This window comes from Marinobacter sp. (genome assembly GCF_052091845.1).
Classification (GTDB): Bacteria; Pseudomonadota; Gammaproteobacteria; order Pseudomonadales; family Oleiphilaceae; genus Marinobacter.
Map to the genome: position 1 here is coordinate 42,819 of NZ_JBQDCO010000019.1, position 14,838 is coordinate 57,656.

Annotated in this window: 14 protein-coding genes and 1 pseudogene; 6 read left to right on the forward strand and 9 right to left on the reverse strand. The window is 53.3% G+C overall.

Translation table 11 applies throughout. The features are described from left to right. Nucleotides 1-5 precede the first annotated feature (5 nt). Nucleotides 6-296, reverse strand: coding sequence for an antibiotic biosynthesis monooxygenase family protein (locus ACTHYN_RS08185; RefSeq protein WP_441811962.1), 291 nt, complete (start codon nt 294-296; stop codon nt 6-8). Nucleotides 297-379: 83 nt separating this feature from the next. On the opposite strand from ACTHYN_RS08185, the gene tusA reads away from it, so the two are divergent. Then, nucleotides 380-619: a sulfurtransferase TusA gene (gene tusA, locus ACTHYN_RS08190; protein WP_441811963.1), complete on the forward strand. Its 240-nt coding sequence runs from the start codon at nt 380-382 to the stop codon at nt 617-619. Nucleotides 620-652: 33 nt separating this feature from the next. On the opposite strand, the gene dsbD is transcribed toward tusA, so the two are convergent. Further along, a complete protein-coding gene (dsbD, locus tag ACTHYN_RS08195) occupies nt 653-2,560 on the reverse strand; it encodes a protein-disulfide reductase DsbD (protein WP_441811964.1) in 1,908 nt (635 codons plus the stop codon). Nucleotides 2,561-2,715: 155 nt separating this feature from the next. Here dsbD and ACTHYN_RS08200 point away from each other — a divergent pair, with 155 nt between their 5' ends. From ACTHYN_RS08200 to pdxB, 3 genes are read left to right on the forward strand one after another with little or no spacing between them, the layout of a single operon-like run. Continuing rightward, on the forward strand, nt 2,716-3,306 hold the full coding sequence (locus ACTHYN_RS08200) for an elongation factor P hydroxylase (protein WP_441811976.1): 591 nt from the start codon (nt 2,716-2,718) through the stop codon (nt 3,304-3,306). Further along, nucleotides 3,303-4,589, forward strand: coding sequence for a DEAD/DEAH box helicase (locus ACTHYN_RS08205; protein ID WP_441811965.1), 1,287 nt, complete (start codon nt 3,303-3,305; stop codon nt 4,587-4,589). Before ACTHYN_RS08200 ends, ACTHYN_RS08205 begins: the two co-directional genes overlap by 4 nt. 17 nt (nt 4,590-4,606) lie before the next feature. Beyond that, the gene (gene pdxB, locus ACTHYN_RS08210; RefSeq protein WP_441811966.1) at nt 4,607-5,761 is read left to right on the forward strand and encodes a 4-phosphoerythronate dehydrogenase PdxB; all 1,155 of its coding nucleotides are present in this window, start codon (nt 4,607-4,609) and stop codon (nt 5,759-5,761) included. 11 nt (nt 5,762-5,772) lie between these two features. Here the strand turns inward: pdxB and ACTHYN_RS08215 are convergent, their stop codons facing one another. Beyond that, complete coding sequence (locus tag ACTHYN_RS08215; protein ID WP_441811967.1) at nt 5,773-6,246, reverse strand: hypothetical protein; 474 nt, start codon at nt 6,244-6,246, stop codon at nt 5,773-5,775. A 12-nt stretch (nt 6,247-6,258) separates the two neighbouring features. Next, nucleotides 6,259-7,473 (reverse strand): pyridoxal phosphate-dependent aminotransferase, encoded by a 1,215-nt coding sequence (locus ACTHYN_RS08220; RefSeq protein ID WP_441811968.1) that lies wholly within the window; start codon nt 7,471-7,473, stop codon nt 6,259-6,261. 274 nt (nt 7,474-7,747) lie between these two features. On the opposite strand from ACTHYN_RS08220, the gene ACTHYN_RS08225 reads away from it, so the two are divergent. Further along, on the forward strand, nt 7,748-8,233 hold the full coding sequence (locus ACTHYN_RS08225; protein WP_441811969.1) for a glutathione peroxidase: 486 nt from the start codon (nt 7,748-7,750) through the stop codon (nt 8,231-8,233). Between the two features lie 7 nt (nt 8,234-8,240). Here the strand turns inward: ACTHYN_RS08225 and ACTHYN_RS08230 are convergent, their stop codons facing one another. Together ACTHYN_RS08230 and ACTHYN_RS08235 are read right to left on the reverse strand one after the other, a co-directional pair. After that, nucleotides 8,241-10,232 (reverse strand): ATP-binding protein, encoded by a 1,992-nt coding sequence (locus ACTHYN_RS08230; RefSeq protein ID WP_441811970.1) that lies wholly within the window; start codon nt 10,230-10,232, stop codon nt 8,241-8,243. Between the two features lie 50 nt (nt 10,233-10,282). Next, nucleotides 10,283-11,053 carry a hypothetical protein gene (locus ACTHYN_RS08235; RefSeq protein ID WP_441811971.1) on the reverse strand — a complete coding sequence of 257 codons (771 nt, stop codon included), beginning with the start codon at nt 11,051-11,053 and terminating at the stop codon, nt 10,283-10,285. A 246-nt stretch (nt 11,054-11,299) separates the two neighbouring features. Here ACTHYN_RS08235 and ACTHYN_RS08240 point away from each other — a divergent pair, with 246 nt between their 5' ends. Next, a complete protein-coding gene (locus ACTHYN_RS08240) occupies nt 11,300-12,310 on the forward strand; it encodes a LysR family transcriptional regulator (RefSeq protein WP_441811972.1) in 1,011 nt (336 codons plus the stop codon). Here ACTHYN_RS08240 and ACTHYN_RS08245 read toward each other — a convergent pair. From ACTHYN_RS08245 to ACTHYN_RS08255, 3 genes and pseudogenes are all read right to left on the reverse strand, one after another. Then, entirely contained in the window at nt 12,299-13,267 is a 969-nt protein-coding gene (locus tag ACTHYN_RS08245) for a GNAT family N-acetyltransferase (protein WP_441811973.1), read from the reverse strand. The genes ACTHYN_RS08240 and ACTHYN_RS08245 overlap by 12 nt on opposite strands. 4 nt (nt 13,268-13,271) lie before the next feature. Beyond that, the gene (locus tag ACTHYN_RS08250; RefSeq protein ID WP_441811974.1) at nt 13,272-14,423 is read right to left on the reverse strand and encodes a ribosomal protein uL16 3-hydroxylase; all 1,152 of its coding nucleotides are present in this window, start codon (nt 14,421-14,423) and stop codon (nt 13,272-13,274) included. A 17-nt stretch (nt 14,424-14,440) separates the two neighbouring features. Further along, nucleotides 14,441-14,838: pseudogene (locus tag ACTHYN_RS08255) on the reverse strand (adenylosuccinate lyase); the annotation flags it as partial.

Here is a 14,838-nt window from a genome sequence, read left to right on the forward strand (position 1 = left end):
TCAAATTAAGCGTCGCTTTGCCTAAGCACTGTTATGGCTTCATTCGTGTCCATCATGGGAACCAGTTCGGCCATTAGCTCTCTGCGGTCATCAGACAGGAACCAACGGTTCCAGTCGGCTTCAGAGCGCCAGTTGGCAAGAGTGATCCGATGATTTGGGTCATCGCTGGCAACCAGTGTTTCTCCGGAAATGAACCCCGGTGCAGCAACGGCACGCTGTAGCACTTTACGGGAGCGCTCCTCATAGGCAGTTTCAAGGGATTCGGCAATATGCCGTTCAATCAGAACCCGAATCATAAAATCCTCCAGTTGTTTTAATGGTATAACAATAATTTAGCACGTTTTTTCGAAAATACAGACCAGACCAAAGGAGACGGCGTATGACAACTACTGAGTATGATGCCGAGTTGGATGCCCGCGGGCTATTTTGCCCGGAGCCTGTGATGATGCTTCATAATCGAATTAATGACGTGGCGCCCGGAAAAATTCTGCGAGTGGTTGCTACAGACCCTTCAACGATTCGCGACGTACCAAGGTTTTGCCAGTTTTTGGGCCACGAATTAGTGAGCCATACAGAGCAGGACGATCGTTTTATTTATCTTATACGCCGTGGAGGCTGATACGCAGGGGCGGGTATCAGCCATAAGATTGCACTAGAGGGCAGAGGAAAGGCCGTTAATATGGTCCAGAAACTGGCTTTTGTTCATTTCCCCGAGAACCCTCCGGGGGGCAATCTCTTCACCGCTGCTGTCGTAGAACAGAATTGCTGGCGGCCCGAACAGTCCGAGTTCATCCAGCATCGCCTGTTGGGCCGGGGTGTTATCTGTGAGGTCAATCTGGAGCAGCGTGAATGGTTCCAGCGAGCGAACCACTTCCGGTTTGTTGAATACATTGCGCTCCATAATCTTGCAGGAAATGCACCAGTCTGCATAGAAATCCAGCATAACCGGGCTTCCCTTTTTCTGCGCCTGTGCCAGCATGGCCTCGATTTCTGAAGGTGCCTCCACACGGGCGAAGTCTGCGTGGCTGCTGTTATAGCCTGCCGAGCTGCCCGATGAGCCGTCAGGTGCGGCTTTTGCGACGAAAGGGTCCAGGGGGGCTAAGGGGTCAGTGGCGCCCGCTACGGCTCCGGCCAACAATGCCAGACCATAGGCAAAAAAGACCAGCCCCAAACCTTTTCGGGTGCGCTCCCAGCCGGATTTTGCGCCGTCGAAAGCCCCTAGTTGCACGCCGGTTATGGCAACCAATAGTCCCCAAAGTGTGAGGCCGGCCCAACCTGGAACCAGGCGTTCAATTAACCATATAGCGACCGCGATCAGCATCACACCGTAAAAGTGCTTTACGGTTGTCATCCAGTGCCCTGTAGTTGGCAGCAGTTTACGGCCGCCAACGGCCACCAGAATGAGCGGAACACCCATGCCCAGCCCGAGAGCCAGCAAAGCGATTCCGCCGATCACCGCATCCTGCGTGGTGGATATGTATAACAAGCTGCCTGCCAGTGGGGCAGACACGCAGGGCGATACAATTAACGCGGATAGAGCGCCAATGCCGAAAATACTGATCACTCGGCCGCCTGTAAGGCTTTGGCTTGCATCGTTAAGTGGCTCGCGAATGAAACGCGGTAGCTGAATTTCGAACACATCAAACATGGACAGGGCAAAGATCACGAACATCAGAGAAAAGACACCGAGCACCCAGGGCGATTGCAGCTGTGCCTGCAGGTTAAAGCTCGCGCCCAGGAGCCCCGTGAGAACACCGGCGGAGGCGTAGGTCAGAGCCATTCCGAGCACATAGCTGCCCGAAAGCAGCAGTGCGTGTCGGGTTGAGTGGGTATTTTGCCCGGAAACCAGAGACGAGATAATGGGCACCATGGGGAGCACACAAGGCGTAAAAGTCAGCCCCAGGCCAAGCAAGAAGAATACACCGGCGATGACCAGTGTGGGCTGTTCGGAGAGAAACCCTGCAAGCCCCGTTGCCGAGTCGGTATTGACGGTTGGCGTACTGTCGGTTTGCGCGGCACTGCTCTGGCTGTCTGGCGCTGAGCCTGCGGCAGAGTCCAGGCTTTGATAAAAAAGCACTTCCCGGGTTTGAGGTGGGTAGCACAGGCCTGCTTCGGCGCAGCCCTGATAGGTTACTTCGAAGCGCGCTTCCCGGGTGTTGGCGGGAAGGGTGACAGGTACTGTTGCTTCTACAGGATTAAAAAAAACGGTTGTTTTGCCAAAAAATTCGTCTTCGGTTTCGGTGCCTTTTCGGGAATATTCCAACTCGCCGGCGCTGGCGCCTTCATCCAGTGCTTTTATGCTGATGCGGTCGCGATAAAGGTAATGCCCGGGCGTTATATCCCAGGACAGCACAACCGTATTTTCTTCTGTGGTATGGCTGAACGGGAGGGCGTCATCCACCTGGAGAAACTCGCTGTTTCGGCTGCCAAATAGCGAACTGTTATCGCCAATGGCCCAGGACATATTTGTTGCAGTAAGCAGCAGGGCAAACGCCAGGAGCATAATGGATGGAGCGGTGGGGCGCTGAGTGCTGCGAAAATTGGAGGATGGAGCGATCATGAAGTGCGCAGTTTCCCGGTTGGTTCAAGACATGAGATAGCCGGCCGTGCCGGATGGTTTGTAGGTCGGTAATGTTCAGACAACCGATGGACACAGTGGTGCTGCAAAAGTTCCCTCTGGCATTGAGCGCGTTAAAGTCGCACAATAGCGCCCTGATGAATCACTGTCCAAACGATCTTATCATGCTGTTTAATGACCTGTTCCGGGAAGCATTCCGGACAATACTGGTCAGAGGCGACGATGAACCCGAGTACCTGCCTGCAGGCAATGCCAAAGAACCTGCACAGATTGTTTTCGCCCACGGTTATTATGCCAGTGCCCTACACGAAGTAAGTCATTGGTGTGTGGCGGGTGAGCATAGGCGCACACTTCACGATTATGGTTACTGGTATTGTCCGGATGGCCGCACGCCCGAGCAGCAAAGAGCGTTTGAGCATGTTGAGATAAAGCCTCAGGCTATCGAGTGGCTGTTTTCCGTGGCCGCGGGTTCTCGTTTTCATATCAGCGTGGATAACCTGTCTGGTGACGGTGCATCTGATGGTTACGAGTTCCAATGCAATGTGCTGGCACAAGCCGAACACTATCTGGCCAGGGGCCTGCCGAAGCGAGCACAATCCTTTTTTGATACGCTGACATCGTTTTATGGAACCAACGATACTTTCAGTAAAGCCTGGCGTGATGACGTAGGGCGTGTGGTTCCGTTATATTCTGAAAAGAACATTATGAGGCAAACTGAGACTCCATGACATCTGACTCAAAGCACACCGGCGATCTGAAATTCAGCGATCTGAATCTGGATAAGCGCCTGCTGGACGCCATTGCTGCCATTGGTTTTGAATACTGCACACCAATACAGGCCGAAACATTGCCCTGGACACTGGCCTGTGAAGATCTGATAGGCCAGGCTCAGACCGGAACCGGCAAAACGGCAGCGTTTCTTATTACGGCCATCCAAAGCCTGCTGGAAACCCCTGTACCGGAAGGTGATCGTTTTGCGTCTGAGCCCCGGGTTTTGGCGCTGGCACCCACCCGCGAACTCGCTATGCAGATTGCCAAGGATGCCGAGGAGTTGTGCCAGCACACGGGCCACAATGTGGTGACAGTGGTTGGCGGTATGCATTATGACAAGCAACGTGAACAGCTACATAACGGTGTTGTTGATATCCTGGTCGCTACCCCTGGTCGGTTAATTGACTTCCTTGGCTCCCAGGATGTCTTCCTTGATCAGCTGGACATTCTGATTCTGGATGAAGCAGACCGAATGCTGGATATGGGGTTCATACCGGATGTTAAGCGCATTATTCGCAAATGCACCTCGAAGGACGATCGCCAAACACTGCTGTTCAGTGCCACATTCAATCAGGACGTTCTCAACTTGGCCTCTATGTGGACTCGCAACGCGGAGTTTGTAGAAATTGAGCCAGAGCAGAAAACCGCCGAACGGGTTGAGCAGACGGTTTATCTGGTGGGCGACGACGAGAAACTTCCGGTACTGGTGAACTACCTGAAGCGACCGGAGGTGGAAAAGGCCCTGGTCTTTGCAAATCGCCGTGATCAATGTCGCGATCTGGAAGAAGATCTGCGCAACCAGGGCGTGAAGGTTGCCCTGATGTCTGGTGAAATAGCCCAGAACAAACGCCTGAAAACGCTTGAGCAGTTCAAAAAGGGCAGCATTCAGGTGTTAGTGGCCACAGATGTGGCAGGGCGCGGTATTCACGTGAACGGTGTTACCCACGTATTCAATTACAATTTGCCTGATAGCGCCGAAGATTATGTTCACCGCATAGGCCGCACCGGCCGAGCGGGCAGCACGGGCGTATCTGTTACTTTTGCGGGCGAGGACGATTCCTTCGGCCTTCCTGCTATTGAATCCTATATTGGCCAGAAGCTGAAAACCGCCGTGCCGGATGAAGTGTTGATGACGGCAATGGAGAATCCGCCTATTACCCGTAAACGCGGACGCCGGCCTCACCAGGGGCAGGGCGGCCGTGGGCCGGGTGGGCGTCCCTCCCGCCCACGCAGGAACTGAGAAGGCTGGCAGCTACTATGTTGATCGTCGCAGATGAGAACATTCCACTGTTGGACGCTTTCTTTGGCGATATCGGCGAAATCCGCCGAGTGTCAGGCCGCACCCTGCGACCCGAAGATGTACGCGATGCCGATGCGTTATTGGTTCGGTCGGTCACGCCGGTAAATTGCGCTTTGCTTGAAGGTAGCCGTGTACGCTTTGTGGGAACGGCCACCATTGGCACCGATCACATTGACCTTGACTGGCTGAAAGAAAACAATATCCAGTTTTCTGCCGCGCCAGGCTGCAATGCCAACAGTGTGGCCGAGTATGTGTTAGCAGTGTTGTCCCTGTATGCAGAGCGCCTCGTGTTGGGCGATTGGTCGAAGCTCAGTGTCGGTATTGTGGGCGTTGGGAACGTGGGCGGAGAATTGGCGGAAAAGCTGAGCCGTTTAGGGTTTGATGTCAAACTTTGCGATCCACCCAGAGCCGAACGCGAGCCGGAGTCCACCGATACGTTTGTAAGCCTCGGCGAAGCGCTTACGTGTGATGTGGTCTCGTTCCATACCCCGCTGACCCGCGAGTCTGAGCACCCTACTTACCATATGATCGGTGAGCGGGAGTTGGCTGGTTTAACCTCCGCTCAGCTTCTGATCAACGCCGGTCGGGGGGAAGTGATCGATGGTGCCGCTCTGCAGTCACGGCTGGATCAGGTTAACGCGCCGCTGGTAGCGCTTGATGTGTGGGAGCGGGAACCACAGATCAGCCCTGATTTGCTGGACAAAGTCTGGCTGGCGACGCCCCATATCGGTGGTTATAGCCTTGAAGGCAAGGTTCAGGGAACGGAAATGATTTACCAGGCTATGAGCCGGTTCATGGGCTTGCCATTACGCAAGCAGGCCGGCCAGTTTCTGCCTGAACCGGCGCTGAGCAAAGTGGCTTTTACCGGGGCAGCCGATGAGCACGATGCCATTCGAATAGCACTGCGAGCCTGCTATGATCCACGCCAGGATGATGCGCGCTTGCGCCATACTATGGGATTGCCCGTCGATGAGCGTGGTGCGGCATTTGATCAGCTGCGCCGGGATTATCCTGTGCGCCGGGAATGTTCCAGCTTGAAAGTACAGTTAAAGGGCACGAGCAAATCCCTGCATGACAGCTTCCGTGCAATTGGTTTCAAACTGAAGATCTGAGGCGGAAGCGCCTACCGTTCTGACGCCTTGTCTGTAAAGAGCGAGGCCCGGATAGCGTAGCCAATACGCACGGCATCGCGACTTTTCAGAGCTGTGCGCACCAGGTGTATGTGACTTGAGAGATCTTCCTGTACAGACGGTGGCAGGGTTGCGCCAATAGGGTCTTCCGACCCTGTTAGCTCCTGCACAAGATCGTCTGCTGCGGGGGAACTCAGGCGGGTAAACGCGTTCTGGGTAAGCACTGCCTGATCAAGAGCCTCCTGCCGAATAGTATCCACATACCGCAAAAAACCTTCCTCGGCCAGCCAAAGCAGCGCGCCGAAGCACGCCATGTGGCGTTTGCTGTGCAGGCCAAACTCATCTGTTTCGTCTGGCCCAGCAATATCTTCAACGAATAAATTTACCCGCCGGGGGAAGGCGCTATAAAGCTGTGTTAAGGCTATGGCCACGTCTTTATAGAACTCTTCAATATGGATATCAGCCATCAGCGTGTTCCTTTATTGCCGGTAGCTTTCCAGGAAATGCCCCAGCCTTCCCATTGCGTCTTCCAGCGTGTCTTTACGGGGCAGGAATACTACCCGAAGGTGCTGTTTGTCATCAACATTGAAAGCAGAGCCCTGAACCAACAGAATTTTTTCCTGAAGTAACAAGTCCAGCACCAGCTTTTCGTCGTTCACCACAGGGAATTTTTTCGGATCCAGCTTGGGAAACAAGTACAACGCCCCTTGAGGTTTCACGCAACTCACGCCAGGGATATCGTTCAGCATTCGCCAGGCGATTTCGCGCTGTTCGTACAGGCGTCCGCCCGGGGCTACCAGGTCGTTGACGGACTGGTAGCCACCCAGCGCGGTTTGTATGGCCAGTTGTGCTGGAACGTTGGAGCATAGGCGCATGTTGGAGAGCATGTCGATGCCAACAATCAAATCTCTGGCCAGGTGCTTGGCGCCGCTGATAATCATCCAGCCAGAGCGATAACCAGCGGCTCGATAGTTCTTGGAGAGGCCGTTGTAGGTAAAGAAAAGCACGTCGTCGGCAAGGGAGGCCGTGGGCACATGCCTGGTGCCGTCATACAGAATCTTGTCGTAGATCTCGTCGGATAGCACGATCAGGTTATGTTGGCGCGCCAACTCTATGACTTGTTCCAGTAGTTCGGTGCTATAAACCGCACCCGTGGGGTTGTTCGGGTTGATCAGTACTATCGCCCGGGTACGGTGTGTGATCTTCTTGCGAATGTCATTGATATCAGGGAACCAGTTCTGCTCTTCGTCGCAGTGGTAATGCACCGCCTTGCCGCTGGAAAGCGTAACGGCAGCGGTCCAAAGCGGGTAGTCCGGTGCGGGTATAAGCACCTCGTCACCCGTGTTGAGCATGGCTTGCATGGACATCACGATCAACTCGCTAACGCCATTGCCCAAATAGATGTCGTCAATATCTACTTTGTCGATGCCGCTTTGCTGGCAGTAGTGCATTACTGCCTTGCGGGCGGAAAATAGCCCTTTTGATTCGACATAGCCTTGAGCCTGCTGCATGTTGTAGATAACGTCTTGCTGGATTTCCTCGGGAACGTTCAGCTCAAACGTCGCAGGGTTGCCAATATTGAGTTTGAGTACCCGGTTGCCTTCCTCTTCCAGCCGGCGTGCTTCGCGCATTACTTCGCCCCGGATTTCATAACACACGTTATCCAGCTTGGCGGATTTGTAGTAGTTCTGCATAAGACCCGGGCTTCCTCAGTCAGTAAACGTAAAAAACAGGCATCTGTTATTCAGGCAAACCCCTATTCTAGCGGAGGCAAGGGTATCGGCAACAGGGGAATTGTGATCAATTATGGCGGGTTAGCACTGTATTCTGTAAATCCACGCCTCTTTGATCGATTGCAGCGGGGGAGTGTCCCGATATATCCTGAAACTATCAAAGGCGCTATGCGTATGCCTTAAGCCTTAATTTTGCCTGTTTATTGCGACTTTCATAATTTTCAAGGAGACATCTGTGGCCAGTCCTTCAGTTTTCGACTTCACCGCCCGGGACATCAAAGGCAATGACACGCAAATGGCCGACTATAAAGGCCAAGTGTTGCTGATTGTGAATACGGCTAGCAAGTGTGGTTTTACACCACAATTTAAAGGGCTGCAGTCCTTACACGAAGAGTTGGGCGACAAGGGGTTAAAAGTACTTGGTTTTCCCTGCAACCAGTTCATGAATCAGGACCCAGCGAGTGAGGATGAGATTAGCCAGTTTTGTAGCCTGAACTATGGTGTGGATTTTCCCATGTTCTCGAAGGTGGATGTTAACGGCGACAATGCCCACCCTCTGTTTCAGTTTCTTAAGGATGAGGCGAAAGGGCTTCTGGGTTCGGGGAAAGTGAAATGGAATTTTACCAAGTTTTTGGTCAATCGCGAGGGCAAGGTCGTGGGGCGTTATCCACCCACCACAAAGCCTGAAGACATCAAGGCCGATATCGAAGCGCTTTTGTAGTGCTCGCCTAGTGGGGAGGCGCCCAAAGGGTAATGGCCGCACTCAGCTTCTTGCGATTGTAAGGCTTGGTTATATAGTCGTTCATACCGCTGGCAAAGCAGGCGTCCCTGTCTCCCTGCATCACGTTGGCGGTAACGGCTATCACTGGCAGGTCGTTCCACTCGGGGTTTTTGCGGATTTTGCGCGTGGTCTCATAGCCGTCCATAACAGGCATCTGGCAGTCCATCAGTATCAGGTCATAACGCTGATGTTCCAACGTCTCCATAGCCAGCTGGCCGTTTGCGGCAGTGTTTACCTGGTGCCCCATCTTTTTCAAGAGCATACCGGCTACCATCTGGTTTACTTCGTTGTCTTCAACCAACAGTATGCGGAGTGATCGTTGTGGTTGGGGGCTGTTTTCTGGCAATTCGGTGGGTTTAGCTCTCTGTTGAGGAGGGGCTGTATTCAGTTCGCTGTATACGGGCAGGGGCAGCATGACGGTAAACCGGGTGCCTTCCTGTTCCTTGGACTCAACCTTGATTTCACCCTGCATGCGTTCAATTAGCTGGCCGCAAAGGGCAAGCCCCAGGCCTGTGCCGCCATACAAGCGTGTTGTTTGCGTATCTGCCTGGGAGAAGGGTGAAAATATCCGCCGCAGGCCCTCTTTGCTCATGCCGATACCTGTGTCGGCCACCTCGAAGGTCAGAGTGCTACCGGCGTAGTGGGCTGTGATACGCACATATCCGGAATCGGTAAACTTTATGGCGTTGCTGAGTAAGTTGTTAATAATTTGGCGAATCCGGGTCGGGTCTCCCGAAAAACAGCTCGGAAATCCTGAGTCTATCTCTGCAATCAGTTCAACGCCTTTCCTGTGAGCCTGTTGCGCGTAAAGCGTTGCACATTCGGCTATCAGGCCGTGCATATCGAATGAAATGTTCTCAAGGTTGAGCTTGCCGGCCTCTACCTTTGAAATATCCAGAATATCATCAAGTATGCCAAGCAGACTTTCCCCTGCAGATATGGCGATTTCAAGCTGTTGACGCTTGGAAGATTCCCGCTCGCCCTCCAGCGCAAGCCCTAGCATTCCCAGTACACCGTTCAGTGGAGTGCGTATTTCATGGCTCATGCTGGCCAAAAAATTTGCCCGGGACTTGGCTCTGCGCACGGCGTCTTCTTTGGCTTTTACCAGCGCCCGGTTGCCCCGTTGTAGCGCCTGGTTTTTTTCTGATATTTCCCGGGTTCGGCTTTCAACGTCCTGTTCCAACTCGCTGGAATAGTTCTTCATGGCACTTTCAGCTAAGCGAAGCCGTATCAGGGTGGAATCTATGGTTTCAAGGTGCTGGTTAATAACGCCCACCATTGTGCCTATTTCGTCATGCTGGTGGCCTGCCGGAACAAGCAGGCGAACTTTTTCTGGTAAGTCTGCTTTGAACTGATTTAGGGTTTTGATAACACTCAGCATCGGGCGTGTGATAATCAGATAAAAAATACCGAGCAGCGAAGCGGAAAGAACAAGACTTTTCAGAAGCCCGCTGATAAGTGTGTAACTGGCACGCTCCAGAAACTGCAAGCCGTAATGAAAGGTATCAAAGGTTACCACCAGTTCGCCCAGAGGCAGGTTGTTGAGTTGTGATACGTGCAGCTCTCTACTGAAAACCCGGCTGGAGCCAAACAATTCATCACTGATCCAGCGATAGGGCGATACCGGGCTGCTCTTGCTGGCCGCAGCCATGGTCACGTTTTCGCTATCGATGATTCTGGCATCAATAGTTGCAGGGTGCCTGACAAGACCATCCAGCAATTCTTCTGCCAGGCGCACATCAATGTTATAGGCAATCTGGGAGGCTGGGCTGTGACTGATTTCAACCAGCGCCTGAATATCTTCCTCCATGGAACGCTGGGCGCCGAAATAATCCAGGGTTATTTGTACCAGGTTCAGAATGAGGCCCAACACCATGGCGATCAGCACTGTGTTGCGGGTGAGTCGGTATGAGAGCCGGTTTCTGAAGCTGCTATTCACAAGTGTTACAATCTCTGTTCCTGATCCGGTTTGGTGTCCGGATTAACTTTTCAATCGTCGTAGTCGGCCTTCTTCTTCCAATCGTCATCGTGAAGAAAATTGTCCCATTGTTTATCAAGTTGTGAATCGAATTCGGAACTGGTGTCTTCGCCGCCTGCAACCCTGGCTTCCAACTCCTTTATGCGGGTGCGAAAACTTTTTACGGCTTTCATAGCAAGCGGATTGTCTTTGGACTTGCCTATTTCTGCGCTGGCCAGATGATAGGCGTGAATAGCCTTGCGAATCTCATTTTGACGGATAAAATCGCGGGCCTGGAACACGTGCAGGTCTGCGTGGGTTTTGTGTACCAAAAACAGGATATATTTCAGGTTCTTTTGGGCTGTTTTGCTATCGATTCGGCCACTTTTGTGCATGGCTTCAATCACCTTGAAAAGAGTTTGAAGCAGCTCTTTAACCTCATTTGCTTTGTCTAATGAGTCGATTTTGACTGATTGAACCTCTTCGCGGTTTTCCTGTATCAGTGCTTTTAACTGTAAAGCTGATTCTCGCCATTGCTCAACGGGCAGGTTGGATTTAAGCCCGGACAAGTCGTTGCAGATATCTTCCATACGCTTGAGCAAAAGTAACTTAATCTCGCTAGTCAGGTACTGACCCGGGAGCCCGGCAAGCAGGCTAGCGCAACGCTTGTAGTTATCCTCTAAAGCGGTCGTTCGGCGAACACGTTCAATTCTCGCCTTTTCGCGCATCTGGCTGACAACAAGAACAGCGATCGAAATCAGGACGATGGTCGCCAAAGCAAGAATGATAGTAGTGGTATTCATTTTTTAGGTAACGACTCCAGCTTTTTAGGGCAGATTATAGCCTGGTCAGAATTCTGGTTCGGTATGCCTGTTTTTCGGCAAGTCGCAGAAAGATTAGCAGAAATACGGCATTGAAACTGAAATCAAATGTGAAAGTTCGTTTCACTTATTTATTTTATGAATTGTTGCTGTCCTGTATATTGTGCAGGTGAATGGTGTGCGCGGTCAGGTGCCGCTGATGGTTTTGATTGTGCCCAGGAGTGATTCATGGATATTTCTCGCATTGACCTTAACCTTCTGGTTTATCTGGATGTGTTGTTGCGCGAGCGCAACGTAACCAAGGCCGCGAACCATTTGGGCATTACCCAACCTGCCATGAGTAACAGCTTGCGCCGATTACGTGACCTGTTTGGCGATCCATTATTGGTAAGAACCAGTGCGGGCATGACGGCCACTGAACGGGCCTGCGAAATACAACCCCTGGTGCGCAGTATCCTGTCAGACATTGAACAGGCGGTGCAGGAGAAAACACCGTTTGCCGCCCTGGAAAGCCAAAGGGTGTTTCGCATCATGGCTAGTGACTACGCTGAATCCTGTTTGATGCCCAGGGTACTGCGGCGAATTCGTCAGGAAGCTCCAAATGTCACCCTGGATGTGCTTACTCCAAGTGATGTGAGTTTTCTGGATGTGGAGCAGGGACGCCTTGATATGGCTATTAACCGCTTCGACAAAATTCCTCAGTCGTTTCACCAGAAAACCCTTTGGATCGAATATTTCGCTTGCCTGATGAACGCCCGCAACCCGATACTGAAGCAACCGTTTACGCTTGATACCTACCTGGATGCCAGCCACATATGGGTCAGTAAAACCGGTTTTGGTGTGGGTGTCGGGGTAAACCCAAAAGACGTACAGCGTCTTGGCTGGGTGGATGAGGCGGTTTCCAGAATGGGACGGCAGCGCCAGATTTCGGTGTTCACCCGGCATTATCAGTCAGCTATGCTGTTGGCGGAGCAACACGATCTTATAGCCACGCTGCCGTCCCGGGCGGCCTGGCTGCAAAAAGACAACGCCAACCTTGTGGTGAAGGTTCCGCCCTTTGAGATTCCACCTTTTGAGCTGAAAATGGCCTGGAGCCCACTGTTGCAGCATAACGCAGACCATCAATGGCTGCGCCGGCTCATTTCCGGTGTTGCAGAAGAAGTTGATGTGGAGTTCGCGCCTTTTGGTGCCCGTTTTGAGTCTGCCGATACACCGTTTGCGCATCAGTCACAGCGGTAATTCGCGCAGTTCAAGCGAGTGGCGCCCGGCGTCCCACATACGCTGGAAGTTTTCCGACAGTAGCTTTACCCGGCCACTGTCGGCGAACCCTGCAAAGCCGGAGGGCCCGGAAAAACCGTGCCGGAGCACCACGCCCTGCCGGTCTGCGAGCACAAAAGGCTGGTCTTCGTGGGGGTAGTCACGGTTGATTAGCCTGAGCTCAATACGGCTGGGCAGCCTGCGCATAAGCTCTACCAGTTGATGACGTCGCTTTACAAGTGGCTGCTCGTCATGGATCAACAAGCGAATCTCGCTAAATCTGTGCCGCCGTGCAAGGCCGGATATCAACTCCCTGAATCTTTGGCGATCATACAGATCGTGGTCCAGTGCCCGGTCATAAAGCCGCAACCGTCGGCTTGCCTGACCGACCATAGAATCCATGAGATCAAGCATGCTGTATTCGTCTTCGAAGAGCCAGGAGGGCGCATCCTCGCCCAATATCATAGGACACCGCCGCCCGGCGTTCGTTTGTGCGTCAAGCAGCGCGGGGGCCAGGCAGCGCATGTCCAGGTGGAGAATGCCTGCTTCATAGTAGGGTTCTGAGCAAACATGAAACCCCGCGCGCTGATAGAAAGCAACGGCATGCTGCTGGGCCGAGAGCTTCAGTTCCTGATACTGCCCTGCGGATGCGCTGATGAGGTGCCGTAGCATGGCTTCACCAATGCCGCGGCCGCGAAATTCGGGCAGGATAGCCATGCGCCCGATGTGGCCGGTTTCACCCAGGGTTGAGAACAGTCTGGCCGCGCCTACCGGGGTGTTGTCGGGGAGCACCGCGAGAAAATGATCCGCAATTTCGTCGGTGTGATCCCATTCTAACTCGGGAGGCACTTTTTGCTCTTCCACAAATACCTTTTTGCGGATGCTCCAGATCTGTTGCGGGGCAAGTTGCCAGCTGTATTTTCGAATCCGAATGGTCATGTCATTACTCGAAATACACAGAGCCCTGATTATAGAGAGTTGTAAGCAAGCCGAGCAACGCCGGCTCACTGGCAAGCCGGGCCAGTGCGCCCATATCGACGCGGGCACCGGCGCACAGTAAAGGAGCCAGTGGGCGAGCCTCTCCGCTGAGAAGAAATTGCTCACCGTCGGCAAACAGAGCGGTTTGCCCGTTTTCCTCATGATACGCAAAACGGGAACCTTCGTTCCAGCGCAGCTGCTCGCCAGCCTGTATGGCCGCTGCGACCGTGTCATGGGAGGCAGGTTCCTCGGCAGGCGCCACAATTTCCAGGCTTTTGGGTGCTGTAGCGTACTGGCCAAACCACAACGCCAGTTGGCGTTTGTCCTGGAGCTTTTCAGTCAGCACAGCTTGCAGCCGGTCAATCACCTCAGGAGCGATAGTGCCCGGGTTATCCTGAACCTGCAGGTCCGGGTCATTCAGGTGATCCGCGGCGTCTGGCTGATTGCACAGGAAATCGGTGAACCCGGTAAGCAAGTCGTCGATGGTGGGCGCGCGAAAGCCGACTGATAAGGTAATGCAGTCGTCCTCAGCCACACCGTGATGACCAATGCCGGGTGGCAAATACAGCATGTCGCCCGGTTCCAGTGTCACGGTCTCCTCACCTTCCCAGTTGTTGAGAATACGCAGAGGCGTGCCTTCGACCCTCGGCGAGGTGGCGTCGCAATGGCCGCCAAACGTCCAGCGCCTGTGCCCCTGTGCCTGCAGTAAGAAAACATCGTACTGGTCGTAGTGTGGGCCGACGCTGCCACCTTTAGGTGCATAGCTTGCCATAATGTCATCAAGACGCCAGTTGGGCACAAACCGGAAATGTTCGAGCAGGTCTGCTATGTCTGGCACCCAGTGGTCCAGGCCCTGAACAAGGAGTGTCCAGTCTTGCTCAGGGAGCTGGCTGAAGCGCTCTTCAGAGAAAGGGCCGTTGTGCAATTGCCAGGGCTTGCCGCTCTCATTCTCTATAACGATGCGCGATTCCACACCTTCTTCACAGGCAAGGCCGGCTAGTTCATCTGCATCAACAGGGCACTGGAACCCGGGAAATGCCTGGCGGATGACCAGCGGTTTCTTTTGCCAGTAATCCTTTAGAAATTCAGAGGGCGACAGTCCGCCAAGCATGTCCATGCGTGTAGGTCCTCAGTTCAAATGTTACGGGCTTGGTCAACCGCGTTGCCAATGTAGTTGCCTGGTGTGAGGGCCATCAGTTCTGCTTTCGCGCTCTCAGGTATCTCAAGGCCTTCTACAAAGCTTCTGATTACTTCCGGCGTCATGGCTTTGCCACGGGTCAGGGCTTTGAGCTTCTCATAGGGCTTCTCGATGTTGTAGCGGCGCATCACCGTCTGGATTGGCTCAGCAAGCACTTCCCAGGCTTTATCGAGGTCTTCATCCAGGCGTGCGGGGTTGATTTCAAGCTTGTTCAGACCTTTGAGAGTAGCCTCATAGGCGATCAAACTGTGGGCAAAACCCACGCCCAGGTTGCGCAGTACCGTGGAGTCGGTCAGGTCGCGCTGCCAGCGTGAAATCGGCAGCTTGGCAGAAA